This window comes from Idiomarina sp. A28L (assembly GCF_000218785.1).
GTDB lineage: Bacteria > Pseudomonadota > Gammaproteobacteria > Enterobacterales > Alteromonadaceae > Aliidiomarina.
On sequence record NZ_AFPO01000001.1, the window covers coordinates 48,576 to 69,160 of the forward strand.

17 protein-coding genes and 4 tRNA genes are annotated in these 20,585 nt (G+C 44.5%); 17 read left to right on the forward strand and 4 right to left on the reverse strand.

Features of this window, described 5'->3' with window-relative positions:
• Window positions 1–41: 41 nt before the first annotated feature.
• Window positions 42–1,379: an N-succinylarginine dihydrolase gene (gene astB, locus A28LD_RS00230; protein WP_007419045.1), complete on the reverse strand. Its 1,338-nt coding sequence runs from the start codon at window positions 1,377–1,379 to the stop codon at window positions 42–44.
• Window positions 1,380–1,699: 320 nt separating this feature from the next.
• Here astB and topA point away from each other — a divergent pair, with 320 nt between their 5' ends.
• The 10 genes from topA (at window position 1,700) to A28LD_RS00285 (ending at window position 13,169) form a co-directional block, all read left to right on the forward strand.
• Window positions 1,700–4,429 (forward strand): type I DNA topoisomerase, encoded by a 2,730-nt coding sequence (gene topA, locus A28LD_RS00235; protein ID WP_007419046.1) that lies wholly within the window; start codon window positions 1,700–1,702, stop codon window positions 4,427–4,429.
• Between the two features lie 76 nt (window positions 4,430–4,505).
• The gene (locus tag A28LD_RS00240) at window positions 4,506–4,916 is read left to right on the forward strand and encodes a hypothetical protein (protein WP_007419047.1); all 411 of its coding nucleotides are present in this window, start codon (window positions 4,506–4,508) and stop codon (window positions 4,914–4,916) included.
• Window positions 4,913–6,415 carry a hypothetical protein gene (locus A28LD_RS00245; RefSeq protein WP_040486702.1) on the forward strand — a complete coding sequence of 501 codons (1,503 nt, stop codon included), beginning with the start codon at window positions 4,913–4,915 and terminating at the stop codon, window positions 6,413–6,415. The genes A28LD_RS00240 and A28LD_RS00245 overlap by 4 nt, the downstream gene beginning before the upstream one ends.
• Entirely contained in the window at window positions 6,412–7,560 is a 1,149-nt protein-coding gene (locus tag A28LD_RS00250) for a hypothetical protein (protein WP_007419049.1), read from the forward strand. The genes A28LD_RS00245 and A28LD_RS00250 overlap by 4 nt, the downstream gene beginning before the upstream one ends.
• Complete coding sequence (locus A28LD_RS00255) at window positions 7,557–8,063, forward strand: hypothetical protein (RefSeq protein WP_007419050.1); 507 nt, start codon at window positions 7,557–7,559, stop codon at window positions 8,061–8,063. Before A28LD_RS00250 ends, A28LD_RS00255 begins: the two co-directional genes overlap by 4 nt.
• A gap of 2 nt (window positions 8,064–8,065) precedes the next feature.
• Window positions 8,066–9,592 (forward strand): GspE/PulE family protein, encoded by a 1,527-nt coding sequence (locus A28LD_RS11765; protein ID WP_007419051.1) that lies wholly within the window; start codon window positions 8,066–8,068, stop codon window positions 9,590–9,592.
• Window positions 9,576–10,616: a type II secretion system F family protein gene (locus tag A28LD_RS00265; RefSeq protein ID WP_007419052.1), complete on the forward strand. Its 1,041-nt coding sequence runs from the start codon at window positions 9,576–9,578 to the stop codon at window positions 10,614–10,616. Before A28LD_RS11765 ends, A28LD_RS00265 begins: the two co-directional genes overlap by 17 nt.
• Window positions 10,617–10,652: 36 nt before the next feature.
• On the forward strand, window positions 10,653–11,171 hold the full coding sequence (locus A28LD_RS00270) for a type II secretion system protein (protein ID WP_007419053.1): 519 nt from the start codon (window positions 10,653–10,655) through the stop codon (window positions 11,169–11,171).
• Window positions 11,172–11,421: 250 nt separating this feature from the next.
• Window positions 11,422–12,570 (forward strand): type II secretion system protein, encoded by a 1,149-nt coding sequence (locus tag A28LD_RS00280; RefSeq protein ID WP_007419055.1) that lies wholly within the window; start codon window positions 11,422–11,424, stop codon window positions 12,568–12,570.
• Complete coding sequence (locus A28LD_RS00285; RefSeq protein ID WP_007419056.1) at window positions 12,567–13,169, forward strand: TadE/TadG family type IV pilus assembly protein; 603 nt, start codon at window positions 12,567–12,569, stop codon at window positions 13,167–13,169. Before A28LD_RS00280 ends, A28LD_RS00285 begins: the two co-directional genes overlap by 4 nt.
• 15 nt (window positions 13,170–13,184) lie before the next feature.
• Here A28LD_RS00285 and folD read toward each other — a convergent pair whose 3' ends face one another.
• The gene (folD, locus tag A28LD_RS00290; protein ID WP_007419057.1) at window positions 13,185–14,057 is read right to left on the reverse strand and encodes a bifunctional methylenetetrahydrofolate dehydrogenase/methenyltetrahydrofolate cyclohydrolase FolD; all 873 of its coding nucleotides are present in this window, start codon (window positions 14,055–14,057) and stop codon (window positions 13,185–13,187) included.
• Window positions 14,058–14,297: 240 nt separating this feature from the next.
• Between folD and A28LD_RS00295 the strand changes: the two genes are divergently transcribed.
• The 7 genes from A28LD_RS00295 (at window position 14,298) to A28LD_RS00325 (ending at window position 17,944) form a co-directional block, all read left to right on the forward strand.
• Window positions 14,298–14,374, forward strand: a tRNA-Pro gene (locus A28LD_RS00295).
• Window positions 14,375–14,407: 33 nt separating this feature from the next.
• Window positions 14,408–14,484: transfer RNA gene (locus A28LD_RS00300), tRNA-Arg, on the forward strand.
• 57 nt (window positions 14,485–14,541) lie between these two features.
• Window positions 14,542–14,617 (forward strand) — tRNA-His (locus tag A28LD_RS00305).
• A 25-nt stretch (window positions 14,618–14,642) separates the two neighbouring features.
• A tRNA-Pro gene (locus A28LD_RS00310) sits at window positions 14,643–14,719 on the forward strand.
• 130 nt (window positions 14,720–14,849) lie between these two features.
• Window positions 14,850–16,130, forward strand: a complete 1,281-nt coding sequence (locus A28LD_RS00315) for a flavohemoglobin expression-modulating QEGLA motif protein (RefSeq protein ID WP_007419058.1) — start codon at window positions 14,850–14,852, stop codon at window positions 16,128–16,130.
• A gap of 38 nt (window positions 16,131–16,168) precedes the next feature.
• Complete coding sequence (locus A28LD_RS00320) at window positions 16,169–17,323, forward strand: trans-sulfuration enzyme family protein (RefSeq protein ID WP_007419059.1); 1,155 nt, start codon at window positions 16,169–16,171, stop codon at window positions 17,321–17,323.
• Between the two features lie 12 nt (window positions 17,324–17,335).
• Entirely contained in the window at window positions 17,336–17,944 is a 609-nt protein-coding gene (locus tag A28LD_RS00325; RefSeq protein ID WP_007419060.1) for an IMPACT family protein, read from the forward strand.
• On the opposite strand, the gene A28LD_RS00330 is transcribed toward A28LD_RS00325, so the two are convergent.
• Window positions 17,933–18,646, reverse strand: a complete 714-nt coding sequence (locus A28LD_RS00330) for a hypothetical protein (RefSeq protein ID WP_007419061.1) — start codon at window positions 18,644–18,646, stop codon at window positions 17,933–17,935. The two genes, A28LD_RS00325 and A28LD_RS00330, sit on opposite strands and share 12 nt — an antisense overlap.
• Before the next feature lie 117 nt (window positions 18,647–18,763).
• Entirely contained in the window at window positions 18,764–20,314 is a 1,551-nt protein-coding gene (locus tag A28LD_RS00335; protein WP_083824753.1) for a GGDEF domain-containing protein, read from the reverse strand.
• Window positions 20,315–20,585 lie beyond the last annotated feature (271 nt).

The following is a 20,585-nucleotide window of genomic DNA, read 5'->3' on the forward strand; positions in this document are numbered from 1 at the left end:
AAGCGGCTAATAGCCGCTTTTTTTGTACCTAACGAGTAAAACTAAACGCGTTGGAATGGGTAAACCGAACCCAAATTCATAATTTGCGTAAGTTCATCAAGGGCAGTGCGCGATTCAATAAGTAAGCTAGGGTCAGTTAGATCACTCACGGCTAGCTCATCGCGGTAATGCTTATCAACCCATTGATTCAAGCGAATGAATAGCTCATCGGTGAGTATTACGTTAGGGTTTACCGCTGCAAGTTCCTGATCATTCAGGGCTACGCGTAACCGTAAGCAAGCAGGGCCGCCGCCGTTACGCATACTTTGTTTTACATCGAAATAACGCACTTCCTTTATCGGTGTATTGCTGTTTATCAAGCTATCTAAGTAAGCTTTTACGCCCGGGTGTTCTTCGCATTCAGTGGGGGCAATAATCACCATATATCCGGGTTTTAGTGTTACTAGCTGGGTATTGAACAGATATGTACGCACCGCATCATCAACACTCACGGCCGATGTTGGTACTTTAATAAAGTGCATCGGTTGGCCAAGTTTTGCTTCCAGTTCAGCAAATGCAGGTGCTTCGTTCAGAAATGCTTGCTCGTGATAAAACATCACGTTTTGGTTACCCACTGCAATTACATCATTATGAAATACGCCTTGGTCGATAACATCTGGATTCTGCTGTAAAAACACTACGTTATCTTCACTCAGCCCATGTAGCCGGGCAATCGCTTCAGAAGCCTCGAAGGTTTGCCGAGCGGGGTAAACCGAAGGCGCCGGTTTGCTGCTATCAAAAGCATGGCGGCCGTATACGAATAACTCAACACCAGCATTGCCATAATCACTACAAAAGCGGGTATGGTTAGCAGCTCCTTCATCGCCAAAATGCTCGTTATCTGGCAGGTGTAGATGATGTTCAAAAAATCGGCTGTTGGCGAACATGGATTTTAAAATCCGACCGCTGGTTTGTGGTTCTAATGAACGATGAAATTTGTTCGTTAAGTTCGCTGGGGTGAAATGAACTTTACCATTTTTTGTATCAGCACTAGGTGATACGGTAGCGGCGTTTGCTGTCCACATACTTGAGGCTGAACAACAGGCGCGGAAAATTGCAGGTGCTTCTTTTGCCGCTTTTTCTAATACTGCTTGATCACTGCCGCTAAAGCCAAGGCGGCGAAGTGCATAAATATCCGGGCGCTCCTGAGGTGCTAAAACTCCCTGAACCAAGCCAATTTCCTGCAAAGCCTTCATTTTCTGCAACCCTTGCTTCGCGGCAGATTTTGGGCTCGACGCACTTTTTGCGTTGCTTAGTGAGGCTACATTGCCGAACGATAAGCCTGCGTAATTGTGTGTGGGGCCTACTAAACCATCGAAGTTAACTTCATAATGCTGCATGATAAAAAGGTGCTCCTGAATTTTTTTAAACATTCGAAAATGCTCTAACATGGCGCCATTATACGCAACCTCACGCGGGTTAAAAGCCCGTTCTGAATACTGGTATAGAGAAGCTAAACTAAGAGTGCTTAACTATTCAGTTATACATAGATTTTAAGCTCATTTCATTTTTCGGGTTGTTTCTTGGCGTTAATCCCTATATATCTTAAAAAGGAGGGGTAATTGCTGAATCCCCTTGAATATTTACGTTTGAAGGTTTATACAGAAGCCCAAATAACCAGCTAACCATTTGCACCACTAATAAAGAGACATTGGATTTCATGGGTAAAGCACTAGTAATTGTCGAATCCCCCGCAAAAGCGAAGACGATCAATAAGTACCTCGGTCCCGATTTTATTGTGAAATCGAGTATTGGTCACGTTCGAGATCTGCCAACTAAAAGCGGTGCTAAGGCTCCAACTAAATCACCCGCTGAAGTTCGCAAAATGTCTGCGAAGCAAAAAGAGATTTATAAGCGTGATCGTGATTATGTGAACTTAGTATCGCGCATGGGTATCGATCCTGAACATGGCTGGGAACCTCATTATGAGGTTTTGCCCGGTAAAGAAAAAGTAGTGAAAGAGCTCCAAGCGTTGGCAAAGAAAGCTGATACTGTCTATCTCGCAACGGATTTGGATAGAGAAGGGGAAGCTATTGCTTGGCATTTACGTGAGCTCATCGGCGGCAGTGATGATCGCTATCAGCGAGTAGTATTTAATGAGATTACCAAAAAGGCGATTCAGCAAGCTTTCTCAGTGCCTACGGAGCTGAACGTTTCACGCGTTAATGCGCAACAAACCCGGCGATTTTTAGATCGGGTTGTGGGCTTCATGCTCTCGCCTCTATTGTGGAAAAAAATAGCCCGGGGCCTTTCTGCTGGGCGAGTGCAATCAGTTGCTATGCGCTTGGTTGTTGAACGAGAACGCGAAATTAAAGCCTTTGTACCTGAAGAATTTTGGGATATTCATGCAGATTTAAATGCACAAAAAGAAGATGTGCGGTTTGCGGTAAGCCGTTACCAAGGCGAGAGTTTTAAGCCGGTTAACGAAGAACAAGCAATGGCGGCGGTAAGTGCGCTAGAAAAAGCACGCTATGAAGTTGTTTCTCGTGAAGATAAACCTACCTCAAGCCGAGCATCAGCACCATTTATAACGTCAACTTTGCAACAAGCTGCAAGTACGCGCTTAGGTTTTGGGGTTAAGAAAACCATGATGATGGCTCAGCGTTTATATGAAGCGGGCTACATTACCTATATGCGTACCGATTCAACGCATTTAGGGCAAGATGCACTGAGCAGCGTGCGTGGTTTTATTGAAAAAGAATATGGCAAACCTTACTTGCCAGAAAAGCCAAATTTTTATGGTTCTAAAGCTAACGCACAAGAAGCTCACGAAGCTATTCGTCCTTCAGATGTGAAAGTACGTTCTAACCTCTTAAGTGGCATGGAGCGCGATGCAGAGCGCTTATATGAGTTAATTTGGCGGCAATTCGTAGCGTGCCAAATGACACCAGCTAAATACGACGCAAGCACTATTACTGTGAAAGCTGCCGATTATGAGCTGAAAGCCCGCGGCCGCGTTATGCGTTTTGATGGTTGGACACGAGTGCAACCACCAATGAGCCGCAAAGGTGCTGAAGATACGCATCTACCAGATTTAAAAGAAGGCGCTGAACTTAAACTTGTGGCGTTAGACCCTCAGCAACACTTTACCAAGCCCCCGGCCCGGTTCAGTGAAGCTTCGTTAGTAAAAGAGCTTGAAAAACGAGGTATTGGACGGCCTTCAACCTACGCTTCGATCATTTCAACGATTCAAGATCGCGGCTACGTACGAGTTGAAAACCGTAGGTTCTACGCTGAAAAAATGGGTGAGATCGTTACCGATAGGTTAACGGAAAACTTCCGTGATTTAATGAGCTATAACTTCACCGCGGAAATGGAACAACGGTTAGATGATATTGCGGAAGGCAAGCAAGATTGGAAAACCGCTCTAGATGAATTCTACCGTGATTTTAAAGATACCCTAGAAGCCGCCGAAGATAGCGAAGAAGCTGGCGGAATGCGCAGCAATCAAATGGTTGAAACCGATATCGATTGCCCGAAATGTGGCCGAAAAATGGGCATTAGAACCGCATCGACTGGTGTGTTCTTAGGCTGCTCTGGCTATAATTTACCGATTAAAGAACGCTGTACACAAACGCTTAATTTAGTTTCAGGCGATGAGGCTGTACAAGTTTCTGACGACGATGATGGCGAAGCTGAAGCGCTGGCGTTACGTGCTAAAAAACGTTGCGAGAAGTGCGGCACGGCAATGGATTCATATTTATTAGATAAAGAACGTAAACTCCACGTTTGCGGTAATAATCCGGTATGTGATGGTTATTTTGTGGAGAAGGGTGTCTTTAAAATTAAAGGCTATGATGGGCCGTTAATTGAGTGTGATCGCTGTGGCAGTGATATGCAGCTGAAAGCAGGGCGCTTCGGTAAATATTTTGGGTGTACCAACGATGAATGTAAAAACACTCGCAAACTGCTGAGAAACGGAGAAGCGGCTCCACCGCGCGAAGATCCAGTGCATTTGCCAGAGCTACCTTGCGAGAAGTCAGATGCGTATTTTGTTTTGCGTGATGGTGCTGCGGGTATCTTCATGTCGGCTAGTACGTTCCCTAAATCTCGCGAAACACGCGCTGTAACGGTTAAAGAACTGCAGCGTTTCCGTGAACGCTTACCGCAAAAATTTCATTATTTGGCAGATGCGCCAGTTGAAGATAAAGCTGGTCACGATGCAGTTGTGCGTTTTAGCCGTAAAAATAAAATTCAGTACGTTATGACTGAAGAAAATGGCAAAGCTACCGGATGGCAAGCACACTATGAGAGTGGCCGCTGGGTTGAAGATGAAACGAAACCAGCAGCAGCTGCGAAGAAGAGAACAACGAAGAAAACAGCAACAAAAAAAGCAGTAAAGAAAACAACTACAAAAGTAGTGAAAAAGAGGGCAGCAGCGAAAAGCTAATGCTCAGCTGCTTTAGGTTCTTCTAATCAATCGTATCAGTCGACAGGATGTCGGCTTTTAGCAAAAGGAGTTTGCTATGCATCCGAATCAACGGAAGGTTTCGGGATCTGCAATGTTATTCATAGTTATGTTCGGTAGCCCTAATGCTATGGCAAAGGGGCTACCTGCATGCCCACCTTTAAATATTCAAACTTCTGCCAATGCTGCGAATTCGATTATCGAGAATAGCCAGTGGGCACAAATTAATTTGACGCCAGGATTACTTCGGCCGCAGTTAGAAAGGTTACTAAAGCAACACTGGGGGGTACAAAGTGTTGTTTGGTATGCAGCCGGAGGCCATTATTGGCCAACTCACTATTCGATGCGTGCTGCTTCTTGGGATGAACTGCTCGAAAATTTGCTAGCTCCCTACCAAATCAAAGTAACTTTGCATGCCAATCATACCGCCGTTGTTGATTATCTTACTGATACCAAGCGAGGTTTATGATGCGCATTCTGATCTTGCTTCTATCGCTCCCGGTCTTGTTTGGTTGCAGCAATTTAGCTAGTTATGAAACAACACGAAGCGCTGCGGAGGGCCGGTTACAAGCTGCGTATGCACTGCCCTCAGAAAATAAAACGCCAAGCCGAATTGTGCGTGATCAAGGTTATTTCGTACCTCCTTTACAGCTTCCGGAAAAAAGTGGCCCGGGGTGGTTTAATTTGAATTTAGAATTTGCCTTTGATCAGTATCCACTCATGCAGGCATTGCAGGATATAACAGCTCCTTTGGGAGTAAGTATTCGCTTACTCGATCAAATAGATGCTCAACAACCGATTAGTATTCGGCATCACGGCACTGTTGGAGAGGCGATTGAGCAAATTGCATTGCTAACAGGATTGTCATTTGTTGCGGATGAACGCTTAGTTACTTGGCGACAATATGAAATGGCAGAATTTGATGTCGCTTTTTTGGCTGGTGCTACTAATTTTTTCTTGGGTGCGGATGGCCAAGAGCGTGGCGCTGCAGCCAGCATTGGCGGTGGTTCTCAGGTTGCGTTTAATAGTGGCTTAAGCGATGAATCGCCACAATATCTCAACTTTGCCAGTGAATCGCTCTCGGTTTGGGATGATCTCGAAAGTGCGCTAGCGCTGTTACTCTCTGAACATGGAGAAATTGCGGTTAACCAGAGTTCAACCTCAGTTTTAATTCGTGATTTACCGCAACATGTTGCGCAGGTTCGTGAATATTTGGTTCAGCAGAACGAGCGCTTAACTCGGCAAGTGGCTATTGATGTGCAAGTTATCGAAGTTACTTTCAACGATTCGAAACAGGCCGGAATTGATTGGGATTTGATCTATCAAATGACCCGTGGGTCGGGTGTAGTGAATCTATTATCGGGTTCAAACTCGGCCGTATCTGCATCTGGGGCGGCGCTAGGCTATCAGCGGCAGAGTGGGCCAATGGCAGGTGCGAGCGCTTTGATTAGTGCGTTAAACCAACAAGGTGTTGTGGAAGTTAGCAATCACCCTCGGTTAGTTACGTTAAACAATCAAATATCAAAGATTATTCTTGAAGATAATGTCACTTATCTGGCTTCCTCGGGTACAAGCTCAACGGCTAACGTGGGAACCAGTGATTTACTCATTCCTGGGGTAGTAAGAACGGGTTTCGAGCTATACGTGCTGCCCAAAGTAGCCAATGGGCAAGTGCTTCTACAGTTATCTACTTCGTTGTCAGATTTACGCAGTATTGATGAGGTTCGTTCAGGTGAGATGATTATACAAACACCGCAAACGAGTCGTAAAAAATTCTTCATGAAAGCTATTGTTGCCGATCAGGAAACGCTGCTTATTTCGGGCTTGGAAAATAGTCGGCAGCAGTGGGAGCAAAACAGTTCCTTCGGTTCATGGCTGCTTGGTGGAAAGAGGCAGAATCACCGGCAACACTCGGAAACACTATTGTTACTCACTCCGCGAATCTTGAATGCAGGGGCTATGCTATGAGTTTTAATGTGCTACTGGCAAAGGTTTCGAATCGGTTTGCTTGGTTTGAGCTTGCGAAACTAGCTAATCAATACGAAGCACAATTTGGCGGTGTCGTGAGATTAGGTGGAAGCAAGTGGGCTCAGCTTAGCGATAGGCCCATGCCAAACTATTTTGATTGGGCATTAAAGCGATTTTGTTACCCAGCAGTATTAGTTTGCTGTGAAATAGAAGGCAAGTTTTTGGTGCTAGCGTGGAATCAAGAGGCTGCAATTTGTCAGCAGATGGTTTCACTTGAACAATTACCTAATCTAATTGAATGTCTGGTTAAGTTGGAAAAATTTTCACCAAAAGTATTCTATTTTACCAAGGAGCCTAGCGCTTTTGATTTATTGCAAACCCATTGGCCTATTAGCGAGGAAATTGATAGTTGGCCAACATTGAGCCATGAAATACCGAAGTTCCGGCAAATTTCCAATCCGGTTAAAAAGCTTTTGATTGCCGGATTTGCTGTTTCCTTCAGTGTTTTAATTGGTCTATACGCGTGGCCTGATAATGTTGAGCAAGAGCAATGGGTAGATAGCCGGGAAGATGCCGGAATTGATTTCATATTATCGAAATCCCCAGGTGCTGTTGCACCGTTATTACAATTGGACGCTCAGTTACAACGTTTACTTTATCAAGTGCCGGGGTGGGAAGTAACGCTCGTTGAATATCGGCAAGGTTTACTGCAATACCGGATGCAGCGTAGTAGCGGGAGAATCGGTGAGTTGAGGCAGTTTGCGGAAAAGCTAAATACAATTGTTCGAGTGCAGGGAGATGATATCTGGCTGCAAAGAAGCGTGGCGCTTCCTCCGGCTTTAGAGCATTTAACAACAGTGTCTGAGTTGCAGCCTCTCATACATCTAGAGGACCACCTGAACGACACTATTCGAGTGCGTATTCCTCAAAGTCGCCCTCAATTTCAGGGCTTAGAGACACAGCATGAATGGGGAGTTAGGAGAGCTCAAATAATGTTTGATGGCCATTTTCATGAAGATCTGATTACGCTATCAACCTTACTTGATGGCCTACCAATTAGGTTAGTAGATGTTAATTACCGGGTAATGAATAATCAGCTTTATGGATATGTATCTATTGATATTTATGGAGTACATAACGGATGAAATGGAATTTCTATGTTTGGCTAGCGTTTGCAAGCTCTTTTAGCCTTGAGCTGTTGGCCGCTGAAAAAAGTGCTTTAGATACAATTCTCAACAAAGATGAAGCGAATCAACACCAACAATTGGCTCTTTCGTTGCGTAATCAAAAGCTGCTAGAGCAGCAAGCGGAATCACGAGCTAAGCAATTACTATTTCAACTACAAGCTGCAGAAGCTTGGGCTGCTATTCAACGCCTGGGTGTTCAAGTAAATTCTGTTGCGGTTAACGAACATGAAGATCTAGGAAACGCTGAGATTTACACATCGGTTCCAAACGAATTTCTGGGCTACAAAGCTTTTGCGATCATCAAGCACAGCGATACCTGGATTGCCCGAATCGGTGATGCTCATCGCGTTATTACGGTAAGAAACGGCAGTGATTTAAAGCCGGGAATAAAAGTCCGGGTTGATAAAAATATAGTGGAATTGATCGGGAAAGGTTGGCATTACCAAATTAGCATGGAGTAGCTATGGAAATTATTAATGAGCGCCAAGATTTGGGATATGTTCACGTAGCTCAACAAATGTTGGAGCCTTGTTTGGTTTTTTTCCAGCAATGGAATAATCCTGAAGTGGTTGCTGTTGTTCTTGAAGATGGTCGGTTACTCGCATCACCGGGGGCCTGGCGTAAGCATTTTGTTGAGTTGCAGCAAATAGCCTTTGCTGCTCGCAATGTTTGTCCTGTTAAGCTCTTCTGTGAAGGCCCAGCGGCTATGATTAGAGAAATTCTTACTGATGCCGATGGTCAGCGCCGCGCATTAGAAATTCAATCAGGTGTAACGCAATATGGTGAGAACCTTGCCAAACAAACACTGAGCGATATTGTTTCTGAAGCTTTGGCGGTGGATGCTACTGATATACATTTGCGAATGTGTGGGCAAGATGCGCGTATTTCCTTTCGAATTGATGGTCTCCTCTGCTGGCAAGGCAACCGTAGTCGAATTTTTGTTACCGAAGTTGTAGCAGCCGCTTTAAATACCCAATCGGATGATTGCTCAGATGTGTTTGATGAGCGAAAAATATCTTCAGCTAGTATTACCTTAACGCTTCCTGAACCTTACGGAGAGGTAAGAATTAGAGCTCAGAAATCACCCTGTAGAGACGGCTTCACCGTCACTTTACGATTGCAAAAGAGTGCACAATTAGAAGTGCCTGCATTAGCAGCCCTTGGGTTTGGTAACGAAACGGTAAAACAGTTACAAATGCTTATGCAGCAATCAATCGGGCTAATACTAATTTCAGGGCCAACTGGGCATGGGAAAACAACTACGCTGGCGGCAATGAACCGTTTGGTTCCAGCTACGCGAAAAGTGATCTCTTTAGAGGATCCTATTGAAATCGTACAGCCGGCAATAGAGCAAAAGTTTGTTCCGAATACGGCTGAGCATAACGCTTTTTCCGAAATGTTGAAGGTAGTGCTGCGCGAAGATCCTGATTTAGTTGAGGTGAGTGAAATTCGTGATTTAGAAACCGCAACGTCTGCAGTAAGCGCCGCACTAACCGGGCACCTAGTTGCATCCACCATTCATGCTAATGATGCCATGGGCATTATCCCTCGGTTATTAGATATAGGCTTAACTGCTGTGCAACTAAGCCAGCCTGATTTACTTGCAGGGCTCATAGCACAGCGCCTGTTACCTCGCCTCTGCCAACACTGCAGGGAAATAGATATGCGATTAGATGATGGAGCTGTGTGGAGGAGAAATAGTAACGGCTGTGAACACTGTCTTCACCGAGGTGTTTCTGGAAGAGTAGTCATTAGCGAAGTGTTAATCCCTGGAAATGAGGCTTGTCGATTTATACGTGATCAAGATTTCCATGGTTGGCGTGAACATTTGCGCGAACGCGGTTGGCGGAGTTTAGCGAGCGAGGCGGAAAGTTTGGTAAGACAAGGCCTCGTTTCCTTGCAAGATGCTTGTGAGGTGGTACCAAATATGCGTATCCAGGCCTTTGGTGTTTCAGCTATCAAGGAAGAAAACTATGCGGATAGTATTTAATCGCAGCTTTACTTCAGAGCATCAACTTCAGTTCTTAGTTGATTTTGGGCAATGGCTAGGTGATGGGCAAGCCCCAAATAAAGCGCTTTCTGGAATGGAGCTGATGGCAAAGGAGCGAAAGGCTCAAATTGAAATAAAGATTATTGCCAAGCTAAAAAATGCTTTAGCAGAAGGGAAGCCAATCGCTTTTGGTATGCGTCAGGATTTCGATAAGGAGTTGCAACTGGTTGTTGATGTGGGCCAACAAGCTGGATGCTTATCAGCTCTTATTGCCAGTTATCAGAGCTTTCAACAGCAACGGCGAGAACTGTTGAAACGCTGTGTGCAGGGTTTAGTGTATCCATGCAGCCTCTTAATTGCAGCGCTGGTGGCGGTTGCTTTTATCGGTGCCATTATTATTCCTCGCTTCAGTGATATTGATGATGATATTGCATTACCTATAGCTAGCGAGCTGTTAAACACCTCCGGCGTGCTGGTGTTTCAGTTGGGGCCAATAATTTTATTCTCAATTTCGCTTTTAATTATTTTCCTTGGCGTTGTTATAACACGTTGGCAAGGTTCACAGCGGCGCCATTTTGAAAATCTTGCTGTTTTCAGTGTGTTTCGTGCATATAACGCAATTTACTTGCTGCAAGGATTGAGTTTATTGCTTGCTTCGAACTTAAGCGTGGAACAAGCCTTGCGTATTTTTGAAACAAATTCGTCCCTTTATTTAAAAAAGCATATTCAGACGATGCGGCAACGATTATCTAGAGGTGAAACACAACTACATAAAGTTTTTGCAACGGGTTTGCTAACTCCAGTTGCACTTTATCGGTTTCAGCTAGGTGAGGCAGTTCAGCAATCGAAAGGTCGTCTATTCGCCGAGCTCGCTGAGCGAATGACTACGGATACAGAGCGTTTGATAGTGTCGCGGCAGAAGGCGTTAGTATATTGCTCTTTTCTCAGCGCAATTGCATTAATAGTGCTGATCATCGTTGGTTTAGGTCAGTTATTTGCTCATCTAGCGGCACAATGGGCGTAATTTTGTTAACCGTGAAAGTTTTATAAGGATCTACTTATGACAAAAGGAATTGTTCATATGGATAACACCGTACATGTGTCTAAGCGTTGCAGCAGCAACCGCACCGAGCGGCAAAGAGGAATAGCTAGGGGATTTACTTTTATCGAAGTTTTAGCGGTGCTCGGTATTATTGCTCTAGCAACAGTGGGAGTGTTAAGCCTGCGTGATTGGGCCACTAGTAATGCCAGAATTGCTGAGGTAAAAGCTCAGGTAGCCACCATTCAATCAGGGGTGCAGCAATGGCGGCCGCGCAACGGAGTGTATACCGGCATTTCGGTTAGTAGCTTAAGTAGCGTTGCATCACTCCCTGTGCATTGGGCTGATGGCTCTGGTATTAACCCATGGGGTGGTGATATTGAAGTGCTAGTTGATTCTGCCGATTCCACTCGTTATCGAGTTCGTTTTACCAATATTCGAGTTGCGGAGGAGGGATTGCGGCTAGAGCGTGATTTCGCCGATATTGCCGAAGCGGTGAGTTTCTCGTCGGGCATTTTTGAAATCACTTTCCAAGGCTAACTATAGCCTTAAGTTAAGCCTCAGTTTAACCATAAGGGCAAACCTATGTTCAGTTTCTCATTTTTAGAAATGCTTGTTGTGCTGGGTATATCGACAAGCATTTTGATTTGGCAAATTTCAGCATGGCAATTACCGCTAATTCCCGAAACAAAGAGCAAATCGGAACAAAAACGCTGCTCTCTCTTAGCTTCAAGTACACACCGGCGGCTTGATGAAATGCGTTGGTTTGCCGAGCAAGGGGAGCTGGTTTGTGTTAACTAAGCGCAGCGTTGCGGGCTTCTCTTTGTTCGAGCTTCTTATCGTATTATCGTTTTTAAGTGGGATGCTTATGTTTAGTATTCAGCTATCAACGAGCAAACAGCAGAATGCCCGTGCTCAGTTATTCGTTACAGAACTTAATGATTTAAAAAATGCTGTTTATGCGGCGAGTGGATATGTGAAACACGAAATAACACCGGCTGATCTCATTGCTGAAGATCTCTACTTTGGTGAACTTTATAGCCCTTGGGGAGAGCCTTATCGAATTGAATATACGGATCTTGGTATTTATGTACTCGGCTATGCTAAAACTCAGAACCTTGCTAATCGCTTGGTTAAACAGTTATCAGCGGCGGAATATTCAGAGGGGTGGGTTAAACTCTTCGTACACCAAACCGAACCGAAAATTGACGATTCAATCTATTTACACCGAGAGTTTGAACCGGATCGGCCATATCTGAATCAGATGAACACTGATCTTGATATGTCTGGCAACAATATTTTCAGCGTAGGTGATATCAGTGCTGATAAAGCTGAGCTTACTCAAGTGATTGCGGCGACAGCGTTGCTATCTCATTTAGAGAGTTCAAGTGCAACAGTTGATAGTTTATCGGCAAACAATATTGCAAGCTCAAGTGCTACTGTAAGTGCTGTATACACTGATTTGCTTTCGGTATCTGAGCTTTTAGTGGCTGAGTTATTTACCGAAACATTATCGGTTAACGCACCATTAGTTAGGGTGCAAAACCTTCAGGTTTCGCAACTGCAGGGATCACGATTAACTACCGAAGAGCTATCTGTTGCGAACCAATTAGTAGTAACTGGCAGCTTGCAAACAGCCACCGCTCAATTTCATCATTTGTCCGCTAACGAGGTAATTGCACAGGATGCAAGTTTTCAGCAACTCGCTGCACAACAACTTACTAGTGAATCCATTTTCGCTAATAGTTTGAGCGCGAATGCAATCACTGCGTCACAGCTGAATGTTTCTGGCAGCTTCCAAGTATCGGAACTCATTGCCAATACGATTTTTGCGAGTGATTTTGTTACGGCCACGAGCTCATTAGTTGCGGTGCAAAAAGTTGCTGCAAAAGTTGAATCCCTATGGCTCCAGTGTACATACGATGGTGGTTGTAGATGAAAAAAAGAACTTACAAGAATTTTGCTATCGGGCAAAGCACTGTTGAAGCAGCGATTAGCTTATTGTTTTTCTGTATATTTATAGCAATCACTATGCAGTTGCTTTGGTTGCTGTTAGCTCAACAAATGCTGCAAGCAACTACATTGAGTGCAAGTCGGTTTGCGGCAAAATCTAATGTTGATCTGGTGGGGATGAATCTATTAATCCAAAATCGCGTGCGAGCGATTCCTGGAATTGAGTTGCACATACCTAAAATTAAGCGTTTACGCCCAACGGATGAAGATATTAAGGAACTCGGAATTTATTATTCTGATAGTAAGGGCTATCGTTTGCCTGCTGAATTTTCTGAGGTGAGTTTATCTTTGTTAAATAGAGCAGAGCAGGAAAAATATTTGCAAGTAAGAGTGTTACAAATGGAAATTATCTATTGTTTTTCATTGCGTGTACCGCTGGCAGCTACGCTCATTAAACAGGTAACCAAGTACAGCGAGAACGATATCTACTGTCAGCTACAACAACGAGCCAAGCCTATGTTGCCTATTCGTACTCGAGCCACAATACCATTGGAGAATGATTTGTGGATCGAGAATAGAAGCTAGCTGAGTTTTGATAAATTAATCGTTGTTGTGAAAATCGTTGCAAGCTTGCAAGGTGTTGGCCATCAACATTGCCACCGTCATTGGGCCTACACCACCTGGAACAGGTGTGATGTAGCTGGCGCGTTCACTAGCTGCTTTGAACTCAATATCACCACAGAGGCTCCCATCGCTACGGCGGTTGATTCCAACATCAATAACAATTGCGCCTTCTTTTATCCATTCACCCGGAATAAAGCTAGCTTTACCTACGGCAACTACCAAAATATCGGCACGCTTAACGTGGCTGGATAGATCTTTGGTGAATCGATGGCAGACAGTGGTGGTAGCACCAGCTAACAAGAACTCCAAGCTCATTGGGCGGCCTACGATATTTGAGGCACCTACAATCACTGCATGTTTACCGTGCAAATCGGTACCAGTGCTTTCAAGTAACTTAATTACTCCATAGGGTGTACACGGCCGCAGAACAGGCAAACGTTGAGATAGTCGTCCAATGTTATAGGGATGAAAACCGTCAACGTCTTTTTTCGGGTCAATACGCTCTAAGATGCCAGTTGAATCTAGGCCTGCAGGAAGCGGTAACTGCACCAAAATGCCATCGATCTCAGAATCGTGATTGAGTTCATCAATGAGTGATTCCAAGGTTTTCTGGCTGGTAGTAACTGGTAAATCATAAGCTTTGGATATAAAGCCAACTTCGTCGCAAGATTTGCGTTTGCTGCCAACATAAACTTGTGAAGCGGGATCTTGGCCCACAAGTACAACCGCTAATCCGGGAGCTCGTTTGCCTTGTTCAAGGCGCCTAGCTACTCCTTCTTTAACGGTGTTGCGAATTTCTTGAGCAATAGCTTTGCCATCAATCAGTTGCGCGTGGTTCTGGGAGATCATGATACTTTGGTTCCGGGAACTAGAAAAAAAATGCTAACTGGGATGTTATTGTCGCGGAAAATGAAGCAGAGAACAATGAAACGAGTGAAGATTAGACACATTTTCTGTTAATCGTTAGATAACTGACGTAAAAATAGCCATACAGCACTGTATTCTGAAAAATTGTTTGACGGGGTGCCAGCAGATAGGTAATATTCGCCCCCGTTGAGCCCCTGAGATTTTGTTCAGGAAAACAACTGTCGGCGATTAGCGCAGCTTGGTAGCGCACTTGGTTTGGGTCCAAGGGGTCGCAGGTTCAAATCCTGCATCGCCGACCATTTTTCTTTATGTTAAACCGTAGGAAGAATAACGCGCCCGTAGCTCAGCTGGATAGAGCAACTGCCTTCTAAGCCGTCGGTCGCAGGTTCGAATCCTGCCGGGCGCGCCAATTTCGCTGTTGTTTTAAGCGAAAAAGAAGGCCGTCAGCATAGAGTTCAAAACAGTGGTGGGTGTAGCTCAGTTGGTAGAGCCCCGGATTGTGATTCCGGTTGTCGTGGGTTCGAGTCCCATCATCCACCCCATTCCCTTTATAGGTTTCAATATTGTCGGCGATTAGCGCAGCTTGGTAGCGCACTTGGTTTGGGTCCAAGGGGTCGCAGGTTCAAATCCTGCATCGCCGACCACTCCCTCAAGTTTAATCTCAGCAACACAATCTCAATCTCAATCTCAATTTCGCTTTATCAATTTTTTTTATTGCGTATGATACGAGTCATCTGCTCGTAGTGAGCTATTTTCTGAGAAATGAGATTCAACATGTTTGATGCGCAATTAATGGCAAATACTCGCGAACTTTCTGATCGCTTAGTTCAATTGCAATCCCCGATTCGTATTCTTGATGCAGTAAATTGGGATCGCAGTATAAAAGAAGAGTTTTTCCGGCATAAAGCGCAGCAAAATCCATCGGTATCCCGAGGTTATTATCAACAAAAAAATCTTGGCTTTGAACCCGAATCGTTGCGCCAGAGCCTGGCCGAATTACAACGAGATATTGTTCGTCAATTAGGTAGATTGAGCCCCGCATCTCAGCTTATGACACGCGCTTGCCGTGAATATCGTGACGTTATTCGGCTTATAGAAGCGCGCGGTACGCCTGAATTTCATGAGCTTTCGGTAGAATTGTTTGGGCATCCGGATGATGTGTTTCATGCCAACGAACCCTCACTTTCAGAACTAGCTTCGATGCTTCAGAGCCCGCTTGATAGCTTATTGGCTAGTGACGCCTTGCCAGAAGAAAAGAAAAGTATTAGTGCCAGTGAAGCCGTTACTCGTTTGCAAGCACAGCTCGATCAAAGCATGCCGGAAGTTGATGTACAAGTAATGCTCTCTGATGGCATTGTTAGTGATGCGGCTGCAGGAAGTGATCGAATTAAGCTCAATCAAGATGTGCTGTTTTCACAACGAGAGCTCGATATTCTTGAAGTGCACGAGGGCTGGATTCATGTTGGGACAACACAAAACGGTTTAAAACAACCCTACCTAACTTGTTTGAGTAAAGGCACGCCAAGTGCAACGATTACCCAAGAGGGTTTGGCTGTGCTCACTGAGGTGATTACATTGCGTTCTACACCTCGCCGCTTGGCGAAGCTGGTTCAACGTATTCATGCGGTTGCATTAGCTGCCGAAGGTGCTGAGTTTGTAGAGGTGTATCGTAACTGCTTGGATCAGGGCATGAAACCAGATGAAAGCTATACGCTTACCCAACGTGTATTCCGTGGAAGCACGGCTGACGGTAAACCTTTTACCAAGGATTTAGCCTATATACGTGGTTTTGTGCTGGTATATAATCTGATAAGAGTTGCAGTGCAGTTAGGCAAAATTGATCGATTGCCGCTATTACTCACCGGCAAGATAGCGATTGATGATTTTCGCTTAATCTGCGAGTTATCTGATTCGGGAATGATCGCACAACCGAGCTTTGTGCCACCTCATTTTAAAGATTTACGCGGGTTAGCTACGTGGTTAAGCGTGGGCCGGTTCTTGGGTGATTTTTCATTTACTCAACTAGAAAACGATTATCGGCCACTAATACCCTAAAATTACAATAAGATGTTACCACTCTCCAAGGATTCTTAATGACAGTTAAACGTAATTCCGGCTATTCGTTGCAAACACGTGTTGCCCAGGCTTTAAGTTATGTCGAGCCCCACACGAAGGGTTTGGTGCCACCTACGTATCCTTCAACAACGTACTTGCGCGATGAAGATAATGAATATCGGTCTGGCTTAGTTTATTCCCGTGCTGATAACCCAACCTATCGTGTGGTGGAGAATGTATTAGCTGATATCGAAGAAGGCGCCGATGCCTTGCTTTTTGCCTCGGGAATGGCTGCAGCGGTAACCGTGTTTCAAGCGCTTCGGCCTGGCGATCATGTACTAGCCCCGAAAGTAATGTACTGGGCTCTTAGGAACTGGTTACTTACGCTGGGTACTGATTGGGGTTTGCGTATCGAGTTAGTTGATATGGCGGATACGCAAGCGGTTAAAAAGGCGTTGATAGCTGGGGAAACTAAGTTAGTTTGGCTGGAAACACCGGGTAATCCTTTATGGACCATTTCTGATATTGGCGAAATCTGTAAGTTAGCGCACGCTGCAGGCGCAAAGGTAGCGGTTGATTCCACGTGCGCAACACCAGTGTTGAGTTTACCGATAGCTTTAGGCGCAGATATCGTGATGCATTCTGCTACAAAATATTTAAATGGGCATTCAGATATAATCGCTGGCGCTCTAGTTTGCGCCCGAGATGATGAATTTTGGCAACGTATTCGCATGGTTCGAAAACAAGGCGGTGCCGTATTGAGCCCAACCGATGCTAATCAATTATTACGCGGAATGCGCACCTTAGAACTGCGTGTAAGGCAAAGTAGCCAAACGGCACAAAAGATAGCTGAAAAACTGCAAGCGTTACCTGCGGTTACTGAAGTGCTTTATCCTGGTTTAGCCTCTTTTCCCGGGCATGCTGTAGCAAACAAGCAAATGCATGGTGGCTTTGGCGGTATGCTATCGGTTCGTTTAAAAAATAGCGCAGTAGCAATTCATGCTGCGGCACATACTAAATTGTGGAAACGCGCTACATCACTTGGCGGTGTTGAAAGCCTGATAGAACATCGAGCGAGTGTTGAAGGCACTGATTCGCCAGTGCCTGATGATTTATTGCGCCTTTCTGTAGGAATTGAAGATGCGGATGAGTTATTTGCAGATTTGCAACAAGCTATTACGTCAGCGAGTTAATGTTACCAATTTATGGATGAGCCATTGAGAGTAGCTGCGGGTATTGCTGAATGTGAAATCGAGATTAAGAAAAGCCGGTTTATTGCAACTGCGGGCCTTGCAGCAACTCGAGAAGAAGCCTTGCAGTTACTGGAGCAGGTGAAGGCGAAATTCCCAGATGCTCGGCATTATTGTTGGGCTTATTTGTTGGGTGGGGCAGAAACTCCAAGTAGTGCAGCTATGAATGATGATGGCGAGCCTAGCGGTACTGCAGGGAAGCCAATTTTAAATGTGCTTCAGCATAAGGGTATTAGCGATGTTATGTTGGTTGTTAGCCGTTACTTTGGCGGCGTTAAATTGGGCGCTGGCGGATTAGTGCGAGCTTATTCGCAAGCTGCGGAAGAGGTAATGCGCAAGCTTCCGTTTGAGGTGCACGTTGCTGAGAGTCAGTGGTACTTAAGTTTAGATTTTTCGTTAGAGCAACCGTTACGGCATTTTTTAGGTGAACATAACGGCAGCGTTCATGAAGTAACCTACAGCGAAACGGTGAAGGTAAAGCTCAGCCTGCCAACCGATAAAAACGACACTTTTGTAGCGTTTTGTGCGCAACATCAACTAGAATGTGAACGCTTAATTGATTAGTAGTAGGCGATTACTTAAATCAACTTGGCAGTAACGATCAGTGTTTGGATTAGGCACTCTACTAGTATCGGTTTCTGCAAATGTGCTTGGCCCCAGCCCCATGCTTAGTAAATCAGCTTCTGAATAGTAAAATCCTTCGTAGTGCTCGGTCATGCAGCCAATATTTTGGTCAAAGCCATATACAGTAATGTATTGATCAACATTGATTCGATTAAAAAAACGGGTTTCACGGCGCAGATACGCGCTCGCATTTTGGGCGATAAAATTACCAACGCCGGGAAATAGAGTAGATGTCCAATCGCTGAATTTACTTTGTTCTAGCGCGCCACCAGACCAAGCTACTACAGCACCTTTCTCAACAGTTCGAGTTTTTGCGGCAGTAAAAATATAATTTGCACATGCTTGTGTGCAAACATCGGTAACGAACAAATCAAATTCATTGCGCTGCAATAAATAGCCCATTTGCATAGCCGCCATCGGATCTGATGTTTCGCTAGAGATATGAAGCTGGGTTATTTCTGGGTATTCCGCTACTAATTCTTCAAACCGATTAACAGTGCTGTTGGTTATTTTGCCTTGAATAGCAAAGTGGTTTGAATAGATTTGAATTGATGCGCCGGTATCAGGGGCAGAAGAGGAGCAAGCGGATAGCAATAATATACCGGGAATTATGATTATACCGAGCCGAAAATACTGACGCATTTAAATTACCCTTATTATTTTTATTAATATAACTGTCAGAATCAATACTGTACTAATAGTTCCCTATCCTAGGCGATATTGTGTGCACCAGCAACTGCCTAAAACTCAGTGGGTTTACTACTTTTGTTGCTTGTACTCAACTCGATTTCTGCCATTGGCTTTCGCGAAGGTAAGCATATTTTCTGCTTGGTGGATGAGATCGTCGGCATTTTCGCTGTGTGAAAGGCAGGCAACACCACCACTAACTGTAACGCTGTTGTTTTCAACAATTTCAGCTTCGCTAGTTTGTGGGTGAGTAATTCCTTGTTGTTTTAATAGCTCTAGAAAATCATCACTTCGCTGGCATGCCTCAGGAAAACTTAAATGAGGCAACATAACCGCAAATTTCTCACCGGCGAAGCGACAAACGAGTTCGCCATTTCGTCGGAAATGTTGTTTTAATAGGCTGGCTATTTTTTGAACTAAGGCATCACCAGAAGGCAAACCTAGCTTTTCGTTGTAGGCACGAAAATCATCGATATCGAACATGGCTACACTTAGCTCATGCTTTTGTCTGACGGCCCGTGCCAGCTCTTCTTGTAATCTATTAGTGAATTGTCGGCGGTTTGCTAAACCGGTTAATCCATCTCGAAGCACTAATTCGCGGAGCGCATCATTGTTGGCCATTAACTGTTGTTGAGAGGTTTGTAGAGTGTAGTAAATACGTTCATTGTTAATCGTTGTAGCGATGAGCTCACCAATCAGCCGAGTTCTTCGAATATCGGCTTCCGACCATCGGCGATTTCGAGCCACCATATCTAAACCAATAAAGCCAATTAACTCATCGAGTTCATAGAGACCAACACACAATGTAGAACGGATATCTTCACGTTCAAATTCAAACTTTTCTAATGCACCTTCTTGAGGGATTTTCGACGTATCTGTAATGGCAAACACACCTTGGTTTTTAATTTGAGTGAAAAACCAAGGTAGCTGGGTGTTGGGGATTTCTTGTAAATCATCAACGTGACTGGAAATGCCATCATTTACCCACTCATGCGTATTTGTCATAGTGGTATGTTCGAAATCAAATAAAAATACGTAAGCTCGGTCGGTTTGGCAAAACTCACCTAACCGTTTGAGGGCGTGGTGAATATGAGCATCCATTTGCGCTAATTTTGAATTCCGTAATAGGGTTGAAAGCTCAGCTACAATTTTTTCAAAGCTAATAAAATCACGAAGTGACACTTCTGCGCTGGACATGTCCATCGGCGTGTTTGAGTTAAAAAACAGTCGGTGATCGCGCGGTTGGAGTGTAACTGAGTATATGCGTTCATCATCTCCGTAGAACTGATTACTCTCAATGCTTACTGGGGAATTCGCAACGATTAGATCGCGGCGATCAATAACTTCTCCTGAGAGAGCGGCGATAATCGGTGAAGAAATGGCTTCAGGCTCGGTTGCAGCGCCGGTGAGGTGAACATCGGGAAAGAACTGCAATGCTTCAAGTTGCGATTTTAACGGTTGTTCAGAATTTAGGTTTAATAATTGGTGTGCAGTTTGATTTGCAAAATAACTGCGCGAGGGGATACCTGAATCTTCAGATTCTGCGGCAAAAACAACAGCAACGGGCAGTAGATCGACAACTGCTCGCCAATTTTTTATTGAATTTCCGAATTGAGGCATCATGTGTCCCGTCGTGCAGGTATTTTATTATTATAAACGCTTAATGTTTTGTTAGGTTGCTTTTTCATCGCCACTTTGTCAATTTAAGAATGAAGTTTTACGTTTGCACATGATGATTTTAGCTATATGCCGATTAATTCAGCGGCTAAGCTCGACTCTGTTGCTCGTCACCGTTATAATGTCGCGTCATTTTTTCATGAAGTGCTTGATAAGTACTTGCTTAGAAAAGAGTAGGTGGCCGCGGGATCGACATCCCGAGTATGCAGGCACCAGA

What these genes read in the sequence shown, in the direction of transcription:
- astB (WP_007419045.1), bottom strand. Translation starts at nt 1,379, where the DNA reads ATGCAGCATTATGAAGTTAACTTCGATGGTTTAGTAGGCCCCACACAC.
- topA (WP_007419046.1), top strand. Translation starts at nt 1,700, where the DNA reads ATGGGTAAAGCACTAGTAATTGTCGAATCCCCCGCAAAAGCGAAGACG.
- A28LD_RS00240 (WP_007419047.1), top strand. Translation starts at nt 4,506, where the DNA reads ATGCATCCGAATCAACGGAAGGTTTCGGGATCTGCAATGTTATTCATA.
- A28LD_RS00245 (WP_040486702.1), top strand. Translation starts at nt 4,913, where the DNA reads ATGATGCGCATTCTGATCTTGCTTCTATCGCTCCCGGTCTTGTTTGGT.
- A28LD_RS00250 (WP_007419049.1), top strand. Translation starts at nt 6,412, where the DNA reads ATGAGTTTTAATGTGCTACTGGCAAAGGTTTCGAATCGGTTTGCTTGG.
- A28LD_RS00255 (WP_007419050.1), top strand. Translation starts at nt 7,557, where the DNA reads ATGAAATGGAATTTCTATGTTTGGCTAGCGTTTGCAAGCTCTTTTAGC.
- A28LD_RS11765 (WP_007419051.1), top strand. Translation starts at nt 8,066, where the DNA reads ATGGAAATTATTAATGAGCGCCAAGATTTGGGATATGTTCACGTAGCT.
- A28LD_RS00265 (WP_007419052.1), top strand. Translation starts at nt 9,576, where the DNA reads ATGCGGATAGTATTTAATCGCAGCTTTACTTCAGAGCATCAACTTCAG.
- A28LD_RS00270 (WP_007419053.1), top strand. Translation starts at nt 10,653, where the DNA reads ATGACAAAAGGAATTGTTCATATGGATAACACCGTACATGTGTCTAAG.
- A28LD_RS00285 (WP_007419056.1), top strand. Translation starts at nt 12,567, where the DNA reads ATGAAAAAAAGAACTTACAAGAATTTTGCTATCGGGCAAAGCACTGTT.
- folD (WP_007419057.1), bottom strand. Translation starts at nt 14,057, where the DNA reads ATGATCTCCCAGAACCACGCGCAACTGATTGATGGCAAAGCTATTGCT.
- A28LD_RS00315 (WP_007419058.1), top strand. Translation starts at nt 14,850, where the DNA reads ATGTTTGATGCGCAATTAATGGCAAATACTCGCGAACTTTCTGATCGC.
- A28LD_RS00320 (WP_007419059.1), top strand. Translation starts at nt 16,169, where the DNA reads ATGACAGTTAAACGTAATTCCGGCTATTCGTTGCAAACACGTGTTGCC.
- A28LD_RS00325 (WP_007419060.1), top strand. Translation starts at nt 17,336, where the DNA reads ATGGATGAGCCATTGAGAGTAGCTGCGGGTATTGCTGAATGTGAAATC.
- A28LD_RS00330 (WP_007419061.1), bottom strand. Translation starts at nt 18,646, where the DNA reads ATGCGTCAGTATTTTCGGCTCGGTATAATCATAATTCCCGGTATATTA.
- A28LD_RS00335 (WP_083824753.1), bottom strand. Translation starts at nt 20,314, where the DNA reads ATGATGCCTCAATTCGGAAATTCAATAAAAAATTGGCGAGCAGTTGTC.